At 68.1% G+C, this 12,750-nt stretch carries 11 protein-coding genes; 9 read left to right on the top strand and 2 right to left on the bottom strand.

All coding sequences use genetic code 11. The annotated features are described in order from the left end of the window. Nucleotides 1–77: 77 nt before the first annotated feature. The 5 genes from pdhA (at nucleotide 78) to OB2597_RS08520 (ending at nucleotide 5,211) form a co-directional block, all read left to right on the top strand. Entirely contained in the window at nucleotides 78–1,127 is a 1,050-nt protein-coding gene (gene pdhA / locus OB2597_RS08540; protein ID WP_009805143.1) for a pyruvate dehydrogenase (acetyl-transferring) E1 component subunit alpha, read from the top strand. Then, on the top strand, nucleotides 1,127–1,507 hold the full coding sequence (locus tag OB2597_RS22400; RefSeq protein ID WP_009805142.1) for a VOC family protein: 381 nt from the start codon (nucleotides 1,127–1,129) through the stop codon (nucleotides 1,505–1,507). The genes pdhA and OB2597_RS22400 overlap by 1 nt, the downstream gene beginning before the upstream one ends. A 1-nt stretch (nucleotide 1,508) precedes the next feature. Beyond that, on the top strand, nucleotides 1,509–2,945 hold the full coding sequence (locus OB2597_RS08530; RefSeq protein WP_009805141.1) for a pyruvate dehydrogenase complex E1 component subunit beta: 1,437 nt from the start codon (nucleotides 1,509–1,511) through the stop codon (nucleotides 2,943–2,945). A 12-nt stretch (nucleotides 2,946–2,957) separates the two neighbouring features. Further along, nucleotides 2,958–4,367, top strand: coding sequence for a pyruvate dehydrogenase complex dihydrolipoamide acetyltransferase (locus tag OB2597_RS08525; RefSeq protein ID WP_009805140.1), 1,410 nt, complete (start codon nucleotides 2,958–2,960; stop codon nucleotides 4,365–4,367). A gap of 127 nt (nucleotides 4,368–4,494) precedes the next feature. Next, a complete protein-coding gene (locus OB2597_RS08520; protein WP_148234700.1) occupies nucleotides 4,495–5,211 on the top strand; it encodes a VPLPA-CTERM sorting domain-containing protein in 717 nt (238 codons plus the stop codon). A gap of 133 nt (nucleotides 5,212–5,344) precedes the next feature. Here the strand turns inward: OB2597_RS08520 and OB2597_RS08515 are convergent, their stop codons facing one another. Further along, a complete protein-coding gene (locus tag OB2597_RS08515; RefSeq protein WP_009805138.1) occupies nucleotides 5,345–6,163 on the bottom strand; it encodes an isocitrate lyase/PEP mutase family protein in 819 nt (272 codons plus the stop codon). Nucleotides 6,164–6,639: 476 nt separating this feature from the next. Continuing rightward, nucleotides 6,640–6,987, bottom strand: a complete 348-nt coding sequence (locus OB2597_RS08510; RefSeq protein WP_009805137.1) for an MmcQ/YjbR family DNA-binding protein — start codon at nucleotides 6,985–6,987, stop codon at nucleotides 6,640–6,642. 520 nt (nucleotides 6,988–7,507) lie between these two features. Here OB2597_RS08510 and cysS point away from each other — a divergent pair. From cysS to OB2597_RS08485, 4 genes are all read left to right on the top strand, one after another. Further along, nucleotides 7,508–8,941: a cysteine--tRNA ligase gene (gene cysS, locus OB2597_RS08500; RefSeq protein WP_009805135.1), complete on the top strand. Its 1,434-nt coding sequence runs from the start codon at nucleotides 7,508–7,510 to the stop codon at nucleotides 8,939–8,941. A 304-nt stretch (nucleotides 8,942–9,245) separates the two neighbouring features. Continuing rightward, on the top strand, nucleotides 9,246–10,874 hold the full coding sequence (cimA, locus tag OB2597_RS08495) for a citramalate synthase (protein WP_009805134.1): 1,629 nt from the start codon (nucleotides 9,246–9,248) through the stop codon (nucleotides 10,872–10,874). Then, nucleotides 10,871–11,854 (top strand): alpha/beta hydrolase, encoded by a 984-nt coding sequence (locus OB2597_RS08490; RefSeq protein ID WP_009805133.1) that lies wholly within the window; start codon nucleotides 10,871–10,873, stop codon nucleotides 11,852–11,854. Before cimA ends, OB2597_RS08490 begins: the two co-directional genes overlap by 4 nt. Continuing rightward, complete coding sequence (locus OB2597_RS08485; protein WP_009805132.1) at nucleotides 11,847–12,620, top strand: squalene/phytoene synthase family protein; 774 nt, start codon at nucleotides 11,847–11,849, stop codon at nucleotides 12,618–12,620. The genes OB2597_RS08490 and OB2597_RS08485 overlap by 8 nt, the downstream gene beginning before the upstream one ends. Nucleotides 12,621–12,750 lie beyond the last annotated feature (130 nt).

Here is a 12,750-nt window from a genome sequence, read left to right as displayed (position 1 = left end):
AATTTCGTCCTCGCATGCGGGGCGGAAATGCTTTATGAGATAGTTCAACGTTAAACTATCGGATCGGAGGAGGCCTGATGGCGACCCGTAAATCCGCGGCCGGGGCAAAGCCCAACGTCTCGGCGGACGCGTTAAAATCCTACTATCGCGACATGCTGCTGATCCGCCGGTTCGAGGAAAAGGCCGGCCAGCTTTACGGCATGGGCCTGATCGGGGGCTTCTGTCACCTCTACATCGGCCAGGAGGCCGTGGTCGTCGGGCTCGAGGCCGCGGCGGAGGAGGGCGACAAGCGCATCACCACCTATCGCGACCACGGCCACATGCTGGCCTGCGGGATGAACCCCGACGGTGTGATGGCGGAACTGACGGGGCGCGAGGGCGGCTATTCCAAGGGGAAGGGCGGCTCGATGCACATGTTCTCGAAGGAAAAGCACTTCTATGGCGGGCACGGGATCGTGGGGGCGAACGTGCCGCTCGGGGCCGGGCTGGCCTTCGCGGACAAGTATCTCGGGAACGACCGGGTGACCTTCACCTATTTCGGCGACGGCGCGGCCAACCAGGGGCAGGTCTACGAGACGTTCAACATGGCGGCGCTGTGGCACCTGCCGGTAATCTTCGTGATCGAGAACAACCAGTACGCCATGGGGACGGCGCAGAAACGCTCGACCTCGACGCCCGATCTCTACACCCGGGGCGAGGCCTTCGGCATCCCCGGCGAGGTCGTCGACGGAATGGACGTTCTGGCGGTCAAGGCCGCCGGGGACAAGGCCGTGGCGCACTGCCGCTCGGGCAAGGGGCCCTATATCCTCGAGATCAAGACCTACCGCTATCGCGGGCATTCCATGTCCGACCCGGCCAAGTACCGGACGCGGGAGGAGGTGCAGAAGATGCGCGAGGAGAAGGACGCGATCGAGCGGGTGCGGCAGATGCTGCTGGACGAGGATCACGCCTCAGAAGACGACCTCAAGGCGATCGACAAGGAGATCAAGGAGATCGTCAACCAGTCGGCCGAGTTCGCCAAGGAAAGCCCCGAGCCGGCGGTGGAGGAGCTCTATAGCGACATCTACGCCGAGGACCTGCCGCAGGGCGAGGCGATCGAGACCTCGGACGAGACGGAGGACGCCTGATGCCGCATTTCGAGATCCACGTCTCGGACATGGGCAGGGCCAAGACCTTCTACGGCGGGCTCTTCGGCTGGTCCTTTGCGCCGATGCCGGGCGGCGAGGAGGTGGAGTACCACCTGGTGGAGGGGATCGCCGAGGCCACGGCGATGACGGCCGCCCTGATGAGGCGCGCGGATGCCGCGCCCGCCGCCGGCTCGCCCATCCGGGGCGGCACCATGACCTTCGAGGTCGACGATTGCGACGCCCGATATGGCTGGGCGCTGGAGAACGGCGGGGCCGAGGCCCTGCCGCCGATGGATTATCCCGGCGTGGGCCGCTGCGCCTATGTCGAGGACGGCGAGGGAAACGTCGTCGGACTGATTGCACCGCTGGAGGAAGACTGAGATGCCGACCGAAGTACTGATGCCCGCGCTCAGCCCGACGATGGAGGAAGGCACGCTGGCGAAATGGCTGGTGAAGGAAGGGGACAGCGTCGCCTCGGGCGATATCCTGGCCGAGATCGAGACCGACAAGGCGACGATGGAATTCGAGGCGGTCGAGGAGGGGACGGTCGGCAGGATCCTCGTCGAGGCCGGGACCGAGGGCGTGAAGGTGAACACGCCGATCGCCGTGATGCTGGACGAGGGCGAGAGCGCCGACGATATCGACAGCGCGGCGCGCGCCCCGGCCGACGAGCCGGGGCCCTCTGGCGGGGGTGAGAAAGCTCCGGCCGAGGCGAAGACGGCGGGGGATAGCGGGGCGGACGCGGGCCAGGCAAAGGCCGAGGCCGAGGGCGGTCCCGGGGCGGACCCGGGACAGGTGACGTCGAAGGCGTCGCCCGACTGGCCCGAGGGGACCGAGATGCGCCAGCAGACCGTGCGCGAGGCGTTGCGGGACGCGATGGCCGAAGAGATGCGCGCCGACCCCAACGTCTTCGTCATGGGCGAGGAGGTGGCCGAGTACCAGGGCGCCTACAAGGTGACTCAGGGGCTGCTGGACGAGTTCGGCGCCAAGCGGGTGATCGACACCCCGATCACCGAGCACGGCTTCGCGGGCATCGGCGTGGGCGCCGCCTTCGGAGGGCTGCGCCCGATCGTGGAGTTCATGACCTTCAACTTCGCCATGCAGGCGATCGACCAGATCATCAACTCGGCCGCCAAGACGCTCTACATGTCGGGCGGGCAGATGGGGGCGCCGATGGTGTTCCGCGGCCCCAACGGCGCGGCGGCGCGGGTGGCGGCGCAGCACAGCCAGGATTACGCGGCATGGTACGCGCATATCCCCGGCCTCAAGGTCGTGCAGCCCTATTCGGCCTCGGATGCCAAGGGCCTGCTCAAGACCGCGATCCGCGACCCCAACCCGGTGGTCTTCCTCGAAAACGAGATCCTCTACGGACGGTCCTTCGACGTGCCGGTGCTGGAGGATTTCACCATTCCCTTCGGCAAGGCCAGGATCTGGCGCGAGGGATCGGACGTGACCATCGTGAGCTGGGGCATCGGCATGACCTATGCGCTGGAGGCGGCGGACAGGCTGGCCGAGGACGGGGTCGAGGCCGAGGTGATCGACCTGCGGACCCTGCGCCCGATCGATTACGACACGGTGCTGGCCTCGGTCATGAAGACCAACCGCTGCGTGACGGTGGAAGAGGGCTTTCCGGTCGCCTCGCTCAGCAACCACCTGTCGGCGGTGATCATGGAGCGCGCCTTCGATTATCTGGATGCGCCGGTGATCAACTGCACGGGCAAGGACGTGCCGATGCCCTATGCGGCTAACCTTGAAAAGCTGGCCCTGACCACGACCGACGAGGTTCTCGAGGCCGTGCGCAAAGTCACCTACAGGTAAGGAGAGGACGCGATGCCAACGGAAATCCTGATGCCCGCCCTGTCTCCGACCATGGAGGAGGGAACGCTGGCCAAGTGGCTGGTCCAGGAGGGGGACACCGTCTCCTCGGGCGACCTGCTGGCCGAGATCGAGACCGACAAGGCGACGATGGAGTTCGAGGCGGTCGACGAAGGCACGATCGGCAAGATCCTGGTCGAGGCCGGGACCGAGGGCGTGAAGGTCAATTCGCCGATCGCGGTCCTGCTGGAAGAAGGCGAGAGCGCCGAGGATATCGGCGAGGTCTCGAAGGAGCCCAAGCCCGTGGACGAGGACACCGGGACCGAGCCCGCCAGTCCCAAGGAAGGGGAGAAGCCCGCCGGCGGTTACGCGGGCGAGGTGCAGGTGAGCCAGGGCAAGGCTGGCGGAGGCTCCGGCACGGGAGGCGGTGAAGAGACGACGGAGGTCGTCGCGCCTGCGGCGCCGAAGGATGCCGATGGCAAACGCATCTTCGCCTCTCCCCTCGCGCGGCGGATCGCGGCGCAGAAGGGGCTGGACCTGGCACAGATCAAGGGGTCGGGCCCGCGCGGGCGGATCGTCAAGGCGGATGTGGAGAGCGCCCAGGCCGGCGCGACCAAGGCGGCGGCGGGAGACCCCGGCGCGGAGGCCGGGGCAGGTGGCGCCAGGGCCGCGGATGCGGCGGTCATGCCGGCGGGGCCGTCCACGGATGCGGTGCTCAAGATGTATGCCGACCGCGAGTTCGAGGAGATCAAGCTCGACGGGATGCGCAGGACCATCGCCGCGCGGCTGACCGAGGCCAAGCAGACGATCCCGCATTTCTACCTGCGCCGGGACATCCGGATCGACGACCTGCTGGCCTTCCGCTCGCAGATCAACAAGCAGCTGGAAAAACGGGGCGTGAAGCTGTCGGTGAATGACTTCATCATCAAGGCCTGCGCGCTGGCGCTGCAGCAGGTGCCTGCCGCCAATGCGGTCTGGGCCGGCGACCGGGTGCTTCAGCTGAAACCCTCGGACGTGGCGGTGGCCGTGGCGATCGAGGGCGGGCTCTTCACGCCGGTGCTCAGGGACGCCGATGCCAAGTCGCTGTCCACCCTTTCGACCGAGATGAAGGACCTCGCCGCGCGGGCGCGCGATCGCAAGCTCGCGCCGCACGAATACCAGGGCGGGTCTTTCGCGGTCTCGAACCTCGGGATGTTCGGCATCGACAATTTCGACGCCGTGATCAATCCGCCGCATGGCGCGATCCTCGCCGTTGGGGCCGGGGTGAAGAAGCCGGTGGTCAATGCCGAGGGCGCGGTCGAGGTGGCGACGGTCATGTCCGTCACGCTGTCGGTGGATCACCGGGTGATCGACGGGGCGCTCGGTGCGGAGCTGTTGCAGGCCATCGTCGAGGGTCTGGAAGCGCCGATGACGATGCTGGCCTGAGGCCGGCATCGCCCGACCGGATTAACTGGTTGAATTTAAGGGGCTCATGAACAGTCTGTCCGCGGCTTTCGGGCGGCGGGGCCGTTGACAGGTCTCGAGCCGGGCCTTTAGCTGAGGATCAGTTATTATGATCGTCCGGCTGCTCTGCCAACGTTCCAAAAAGCCCTCTGGTCGGAGGCCCGGACCGCTCTTGCATCTTGGGGTTCCTCAAATGAAAAATTTTCTGCGCGCCGTGGGCGTGTTTGCCGGCCTTGCCCTGGGCGGTCCGGCCGTCGCTGCCACCACCGCTTTCGACAGCTACGGAACGGACGAGCCGACCGGCAGGCTCGCGGGTCTGACCATCGGTCATTTGGACTATCAGGCCGGGATCGTCTTTTCGGCGCAGAATACCGGCAAGGTCAGCAGTATCGATGCCTATTTCTGGTCTAGCCCAGGCGCGGCAGACCTGGAGCTGACATTCTATGAATGGACCGGAAGCGAATTCGGCAGCCAGCTGGGAACGGCGACCCGTAACGTGACGGAGGACCAGACATACAATTTTGCCTTCTCTGATGTCGACGTGACCGCAGGACAATCCTATGCGATCATCGGCCGGTCCCTCAGCCTGATTGTCTGGGAAATGACGAGTGCATCTGACGGGCTCTTGTACCTTGTTTCGGACTTTTCCGGGCCAATGAAGCCGATCAGCGACCCGAGAGCGGTCTATCTCCGCGTCAACCTGGGCGATCCCGGGTTCGAGGATGGAGGCGTCTCGGGGCAGGTGCCTCTTCCCGCGGGTGCCGTCCTGATGCTGTCCGCCCTGGGCGGCCTCGGCGTCTCGCGGCTGCGGGCGCGCCGCAGCTGACCCTGCCGGACAGTCCGACCGCTCGGCCCGGTGCAGGTTCTGCGCCGGGTCTTTTCTTTCGCAGAGGGGGGCGTCTCGGGTCTCGGACCGATTGAGCGACCGGGCGCCGCGTCCCGCAGCCCCGGCCGGGGGCTCACCTCATGTAGCGCCGCAACATGCTGTCGACCCTGTCGCCGGATACCGTCTTTTTCAGCATGGCAAAGCTGCCGTCGTCGATGATCTCGGTAAAGGCATCCATGATCCGGCGCTGCGCCGCGCGCGCCAGCGCCCCGCCGAGCGAGATGCGGGCCACGCCGGCGCGGGCGAAATCCTCGCGCGTGTAGCTGGCGAAGAACCCCGAGGCGAGGGCGTTGACCGGCTTGCTCGTCCGGGCGCAGATGCGGGCGAGGTCGTCGAAGGTGGGCGGAATCGGCGCATAGAGGCAGTCGGCCCCGGCCTGGTCGAAGGCGGCGAGGCGGGTCATGGCCTCGTCGATGCCGTAATGGCCGTTCAGGATGCCGTCGGCGCGGGCCACCAGCACGAAATCGCGGGGCAGGGCCCGGGCCGCGGCGGCGGCGGCGCGGATCCGTTCGACCGCCAGTTCCCGGTCATAGCAGGCGCCGGGCGGGGCGGGATTGTCTTCGATCGAGATGCCGGCGAGGCCGATCTCGGCGGCAAGGCGCACGGTTTCGGCCACGGTTTCCGGGGCTTCGCCGTAGCCGTCCTCGAAATCGCCCGAGACGGGCAGTGGCGTGGCCGCGACGATGTCCTGGGCATGGGCCAGGGCCTCGTCCCGGCCGAGACCGCCGTCCGGCACGCCGCGGGTGAAGGCGAAGGCGGAAGAGGAGGTCGCCAGCGCCTCGGCCCCCAGGGCGGCGAGCATCCGGGCGCTGCCGATGTCCCAGACATTCGCCAGGACGAAGGGATCGCCGGGACGGTGCAGCCGGCGGAACTCGGGGCCTGGGTCGTGCATGGGGCGCTCCTTTCATCCTCTGCGGGCAGGATTGGCCGGGCGAACGTGGTTGGCAACCACAAAGCGACCCGGCCGGTGCGTTTCCGGCGGGGGGCGCAGGGGGCGGGCAGGTGGCCGGCCCCCCGTGACGGCCGCCCTCGTGCCGGTGCGTGCCGGGCTGGGGCGATGTCGGGGGGCGGTCGATTTTTCGGACGCCGCGGGCCCCGGAGAGCAGAAGGGCCGTGCTGCCTCGCGCCCGCCTCGCCCGTGGAGATGAGGTCCGCCGTGCCGGAGGTCGGGCAGGCAGGGCGTCCTCTGGTTGCCGCCGAGGCGGCTTCGGATCCGCGTGGGGGGCAGGATCAAGGTTTTAAGGCAAGCGGTTCCGCGAGGGCGGCGGCCGTCAGGGCACTGGCGGATGCCGGTGCGGTCGGTTCGGCCCGGGCGGGCACGCGGCCCGAGCGGCCTCCCGTTCCGGAACGAACGGTCTGGACGCGGGCCTATTCCGGGCGCGGCGGGAGGGCGGCCTGCGCCTTCTTCGTCAGCCCGGCACGGACGATATCGTAGGAGATGACGATGCGGTCGCGGATCAGGCACTCGTCGCTGCCCCAGGGCAGGAGGACCCAGCTGCGGTGGAAATAGGGCGCGCGTTCCGCATCGCCCGCTTCGATCATCATCCGGGCAAAATCGATATCCGCGGTCTTGACCGCGACGCCCCGGTCCATCGCACCGATGCAGGCGAACATCTTGCCGCCGACCTTCCAGGCGTCGTGCCCGCCGCCCCAGGGGTCCGAGACCTCGGCCCCGGGCAGGGTTTCGCAGACGGAACGGACAATCGCGCGGCTCATGCGGGCAGTCTGGGCGTCGCGGGCGGCGTTGGCAATGGGGCGTTGCGTGGGCCTGGGCGCGGGAGGGCGGGAGATCCTCGGGGCGAGCCCGAGGATGACGGGTGCGCGGGAGGGTGACGGTGCACGTGGGGGAGAGGTCATTCTCGGACCTGATCCGAGGCGTGGCGCCGGGCCGCTTCTGTTGGCAGAGGGCTGCACGTGCGGGCAGCTGGAAGGCCTCGGCGCGAGGTGACGGGCGATCCTCGGGTCGAGCCCGAGGATGACGGGTGCGCGGGAGGGCGACGGTGCGCGGGCGCGTGGGGCTGACGGCGTGCAAGGGCGACGGTGCGCGTGGCGAGGGTCATTGGCGCCGGCCCCCCTTGGCAGACCGTCCGTTCCACGCTATGCGGGAGGCATGAAGACGTGCCGCATCATCATCTGCTGCATTGTCGCCTGCTGAGATATCACGCGGGCCGCTTCTTCGTTTCCAAAACCTGACGATCTTGCTAAGCCGCCCGCGGACCAACCGCGAGGGACCCACATGGTCGAGATCCGACTGACGAACTCAAAGACCCGCCGCAAGGAGGTCTTTGCGCCGATCGATCCGGAGAACGTGCGGATGTATGTCTGCGGCCCAACGGTCTATGACCGGGCGCATCTGGGCAACGCGCGGCCCGTGGTGGTGTTCGACGTGCTCTACCGGCTGCTGCGGCATGTCTACGGGGCCGAGGCGGTGACCTATGTCCGGAACTTCACCGATGTGGACGACAAGATCAACGCCCGGGCGGAGCGGGACGGGCGCGCCATCCGCGAGATCACCGACGAGACCATCGGCTGGTATCACCAGGACATGGAGGCGCTCGGCACCCTGCGCCCGACGCATGAGCCGCGGGCGACCGACCACATCCCCCAGATGGTCGCGATGATCGAGGGGCTGATCGCCTCGGGCCATGCCTACGCGGCCGAGGGGCATGTGCTCTTCTCGGTCGACTCCTATGCCGATTATGGCGCGTTGTCGGGGCGGTCGGTCGAGGACATGATCGCCGGCGCCCGGGTCGAGGTGGCGCCCTACAAGCGCAACCCGATGGATTTCGTGCTGTGGAAGCCGTCGCCGGGGGACCTGCCGGGCTGGGACAGTCCCTGGGGACGGGGTCGGCCGGGGTGGCACATCGAGTGCTCGGCCATGGCGGACGAGCTGCTGGGGCCGTCCTTCGACATTCACGGCGGCGGCATCGACCTGCAGTTCCCGCACCACGAGAACGAGATCGCGCAATCGTGCTGTGCCCGCCCGGAAGGCGGTTTCGCGAATGTCTGGCTGCACAACGAGATGCTGCAGGTCGAGGGGAAGAAGATGTCGAAATCGCTCGGCAATTTCTTCACCGTCCGGGATCTGCTCGACCAGGGCGTGCCCGGCGAGGTGATCCGGTTCGTCTTTCTCGGGACGCATTACCGGAACAACATGGATTGGACTGAAGAGAAGTCACAACAAGCCAAAGAAACGCTCAAAGCCTGGTTCCGCCTGACATCTGGGGTCGAGAGCGACCCCTACGGCCTGACGAGTGTCGTGCCATATCTGGCGAACGACCTGAACACGCCGGGCGTTTTGCACGAGCTTCGGAATTTGGCCCAACATGACGCGGCTGGCCAGTTGAAGGCTGCGATGGAATTCATCGGCCTGGAAGCTTCCGGGGATTGGTGGGTTCCGGGGTCTGTGAGCAAGGAGATCGATGGCTTCGTGTCACATGTGAGTTGGTCGGGCGACCTTGATCCCAATGTCGAAAGCAGACTTTCCGAAATATCGGCAGCGCTCTTGAGAGCGCGCATTCAAGCCATGAAGACCAAAGACTTTTCTTCGGTCGACGAGATGAAAGCATATCTGGTCGCGGCCGGTGTTGAAGTTCGAATGTCCAAGGAGGGCGTCGAACTGACGCCAAGTCCGAACTTCGATCCTACCAAGCTGGAGGGTTTGGTGTGATGTTCTCTCGCGGGGATGGCGGGGTGAACCCCGCCCTGAGGTTTGCTCCGGCGGAGGGCGGCGCCCGACCGCGGGGGGGCGCTCGTCCGGGGGAGGTTTTCGGTTTATCGCCTCGTGGCAGCGCGTGTTCGATCCCCGCGCAAACGGTGACCAAGCGCCCGCCCGGGGGGCGGTCGGGCGCTGCCCGGCGGCACTTCGTGCCTCGATTCCGGGCGGGTGCTGATCCTGGCGCGCGCAATGAGGGGCGCTGCCCCTCAAACTCCCCGGAGTATTTCGGGCAAGATGAAGCTGGGAAGGCCGGGTGATGGCGGAGCGTCTCTATCTCTACGACACGACCCTGCGGGACGGGCAGCAGACGCAGGGGGTGCAGTTCTCGGCGCATGAGAAGCACCAGATCTGTGCGATGCTCGACCGGCTCGGGGTCGATTACATCGAGGGCGGCTGGCCGGGCGCGAACCCGACCGACAGCGCCTTCTTTGCCGAGGCGCCGGCCACGCGGGCGCGGATGGCGGCCTTCGGGATGACCAAGCGGGCGGGGCGGTCGGCGGAGAACGACGACGTGCTGGCGGCGGTGGTCAACGCGGGAACGGGGAGTGTCTGCCTCGTCGGCAAGACACATGATTTCCACGTGACGACTGCGCTCGGAATCACGCTGGAGGAGAATGTCGGCAACATCCGCGCCTCGGTCGCGCATCTGGTGGGCCTGGGGCGCGAGGCGCTGTTTGATGCGGAACATTTCTTCGACGGCTACAAGGCCGATCCGGACTATGCGCTGGAGTGCCTGCGGGCGGCGCTGGAGGCGGGGGCGCGGTGGATCGTGCTCTGCGATACCAACGGGGGCACACTGCCGGTCGAGATCGGGCGCATCGTGGGCGAGGTGATCGCCGCCGGGATCCCGGGGGACCGGCTGGGTATCCATACCCATAACGACACGGCCAACGCGGTGGCGGGAAGCCTCGCGGCGGTGGATGCGGGGGCGCGGCAGATCCAGGGGACGCTGAACGGTCTGGGAGAGCGCTGCGGCAATGCCAACCTGATCACGCTGATCCCGACGCTGCTGCTCAAGGAGCCGTATCGCAGCCTCTACGAGACCGGGGTGCGCCACGAGGCGCTGGCGGAGCTGACGCCGGTGTCGCGCCAGCTGGACGACATCCTCAACCGGGTGCCGGTAAAGCAGGCGCCCTATGTCGGGGCCTCGGCCTTCGCCCACAAGGCGGGGCTGCATGCCTCGGCGATCCTCAAGGATCCGTCGACCTACGAACATGTCGATCCGGCCGTGGTCGGCAATGCGCGGGTCATCCCGATGTCGAACCAGGCGGGGCAGTCGAACCTGCGGCGGCGGCTGGCCGAGGCGGGAATCGACGTGGCCCCGGGGGATCCGGCGCTGGGGCGGATCCTCGAGGAGGTGAAGGCGCGGGAGGACAAGGGCTATACCTACGACAGTGCCCAGGGGTCGTTCGAGGTGCTGGCGCGGGATGTGCTGGGGCAGTTGCCGGAGTTCTTCGAGGTCAAGCGCTACCGGGTGACGGTTGAGCGGCGGAAGAACAAGTACAACCGGATGGTGAGCCTGTCCGAGGCGGTGGTCGTGGTGAAGGTCGACGGCGAAAAGCGCCTCTCGGTCAGCGAGTCGATGGACGAGGACGGGACGGACCGGGGGCCGGTGAACGCGCTGGCGACCGCGCTGGCGAAGGACCTGGGTCAGTACCAGGAGGCGATTTCGGACATGCGGCTGGTGGACTTCAAGGTGCGGATCACGCAAGGCGGCACCGAGGCGGTGACGCGGGTCATCATCGACAGCGAGGACGGGGCCGGGCGGCGCTGGTCGACCGTGGGCGTCTCGCCCAACATCGTCGATGCCTCGTTCGAGGCGCTGCTGGACGCGATCAACTGGAAGCTGCTGCGCGAAACCGGCCTGTCGCAGGTGGCGGAATGATCGGCAGGGTTCTCGGATTTCTCGCGATCTCGGCGGTGGTCACCGGGGGGATCGCACTCGGGCTGATCGTGAGCGACAGGCCCGGGGGCGCGGCGGCGACCGGACCGGGCGGTCTGGACTTCGGAAGCCAGCTGGGCCGGTCGGTCGAGCCGCTGCCGGTCGAGAGGGTGGAGATGCGCGACGGAAGCACCGCGCTGGTGCGGCATCTGGCCGGTCCGGAGGGGGCGCCGCTGGTGGTGATGGCCCATGGGTCCGGCTGGGACGGCGGGCAGTTCGATGCGCTTGCCCGGGCGTTGAGCGACGTGGCCGAGGTTGTGGCGCCGGACCTGCGCGGTCACGGGGCCGAGCCGGAACGGCGGGGCGACGTCGATCATGTCGGGCAGATGGAGGACGATCTGGCCGATCTGATCGCCTTCTACAGACGTGATGAGACCCGACGGGTTGTACTGCTTGGTCATTCCTCGGGCGGAGGGCTGGTGATCCGGTTCGCGAACGGCGCTCATCGCGGTCTGCTGGACGGGGCGGTGCTGCTGGCGCCCTTCGTGCAGTACGATGCGCCGATGCAGCGCGAGAATTCCGGGGGCTGGGCGCGGCCGCTGACCCGGCGGATCGTGGGGCTGACGATGCTGAACACGGTCGGGATCACGGCCCTGGACCATCTGGTCGCCATCGAGTTCGCCATGCCCGAGGCGGTGGTGCAGGGGCCGGAGGGTCACCGGGCCACCACGGCCTATTCCTGGCGGCTGAACAAGGGCTATGCGCCGCGCCGGGACTGGCGGTCCGACGTGTCGGCCCTGCCCGGGTTCCTGCTGGTGGCGGGGGCGGAGGACGAGGCCTTCGTGGCCGAGCTCTACGAGCCGGAATTCACCAAGGAGACGGACCGGGGCGAGTACCTCGTCGTGCCGGACGCGGGGCATCTGGATATCGTCGATGCACCGGGGACGGTGGCGGCGGTGAAAGCGTTCCTGAACGATGTCTGAAGGGTATGACATCGGCGCCTGTGCCGCGCTGGTCGAGCGTGGCGACCCGGTGCGGTTCCGGGCGGCGATGGCGGCGCCGGTCCCGGCGCGGATGGTGCTCTTTCCGCTCTATGCCTTCAACATCGAGGTGTCGCGTGCGCCCTGGGTGACACAGGAGCCGATGATCGCGCAGATGCGGCTGCAGTGGTGGCGCGACGCGCTCGAGGAAATCGCCTCGGGCGGGGTGGTGCGGCGGCACGAGGTGGTGACGCCGCTCGCCATGGCGATCCGGGCCGAGGACGTGCCGGCGCTGGACCGGCTGGTCGCGGCGCGCGAGGCGGATATCGAGCCGGGCGGATTTGCCGATCTGGCGGAGTTGCTGACCTATCTCGAAGCGACGGCGGGCGGGCTGATCGGGGTGGCGGCCCGGCGGCTGGGCGGCGGCGCCGCTCTGGCCGGGGCCGCCGGCCGGGCGCTCGGCGTGGCGAACTGGCTGATGGCGGTGCCGGCGCTGGAGGCGGCGGGGCGGCGGCCGCTCGATATCGGCGGGGCGGATGTGCCCGCGCTGGCGCAAGCGGGGCAGGAGGCGATGGCGGAGCTGCGCGCCGGCTGGTCCTCGGTCCCCTCGGCGGCGCGACCCGCGTTCTTTCCGCTGGCCTCGACGCCGGGCGTGCTGCGGCGCGCAAAGGCCGAGCCGGATCGGGTCCGCGCGGATACGCTGGAGCCGGGACCGTTCGGGGCGCGGCTGCGGCTGGCCCTGACGGCTGCGACGGGGCGGATCTGGTGACCGGGACCGGCCTCGGCGCCGGGTGATCCTCGGGCTCGATCCGAGGAACTCCCGTTAGTCGGCACCGCCGTGGTCCTCGGGTTCGACCGGGGGACGTCGTGTCACAAGACGCTCGGGTCGAGCCCGAGGA

The sequence above is a fragment of the Pseudooceanicola batsensis HTCC2597 genome, assembly GCF_000152725.1.
Taxonomy (GTDB): Bacteria; Pseudomonadota; Alphaproteobacteria; order Rhodobacterales; family Rhodobacteraceae; genus Pseudooceanicola; species Pseudooceanicola batsensis.
The sequence above is the reverse complement of the archived record's forward strand: the minus strand, read 5'-3'. Positions and strand labels throughout refer to the sequence as shown.

Coding starts and splice junctions, on each gene's coding strand:
- OB2597_RS08520 (WP_148234700.1), top strand. CDS start 4,495: ATGATCGTCCGGCTGCTCTGCCAACGTTCCAAAAAGCCCTCTGGTCGG.
- OB2597_RS08525 (WP_009805140.1), top strand. CDS start 2,958: ATGCCAACGGAAATCCTGATGCCCGCCCTGTCTCCGACCATGGAGGAG.
- pdhA (WP_009805143.1), top strand. CDS start 78: ATGGCGACCCGTAAATCCGCGGCCGGGGCAAAGCCCAACGTCTCGGCG.
- OB2597_RS08515 (WP_009805138.1), bottom strand. CDS start 6,163: ATGCACGACCCAGGCCCCGAGTTCCGCCGGCTGCACCGTCCCGGCGAT.
- cysS (WP_009805135.1), top strand. CDS start 7,508: ATGGTCGAGATCCGACTGACGAACTCAAAGACCCGCCGCAAGGAGGTC.
- cimA (WP_009805134.1), top strand. CDS start 9,246: ATGGCGGAGCGTCTCTATCTCTACGACACGACCCTGCGGGACGGGCAG.
- OB2597_RS22400 (WP_009805142.1), top strand. CDS start 1,127: ATGCCGCATTTCGAGATCCACGTCTCGGACATGGGCAGGGCCAAGACC.
- OB2597_RS08485 (WP_009805132.1), top strand. CDS start 11,847: ATGTCTGAAGGGTATGACATCGGCGCCTGTGCCGCGCTGGTCGAGCGT.
- OB2597_RS08510 (WP_009805137.1), bottom strand. CDS start 6,987: ATGAGCCGCGCGATTGTCCGTTCCGTCTGCGAAACCCTGCCCGGGGCC.
- OB2597_RS08530 (WP_009805141.1), top strand. CDS start 1,509: ATGCCGACCGAAGTACTGATGCCCGCGCTCAGCCCGACGATGGAGGAA.
- OB2597_RS08490 (WP_009805133.1), top strand. CDS start 10,871: ATGATCGGCAGGGTTCTCGGATTTCTCGCGATCTCGGCGGTGGTCACC.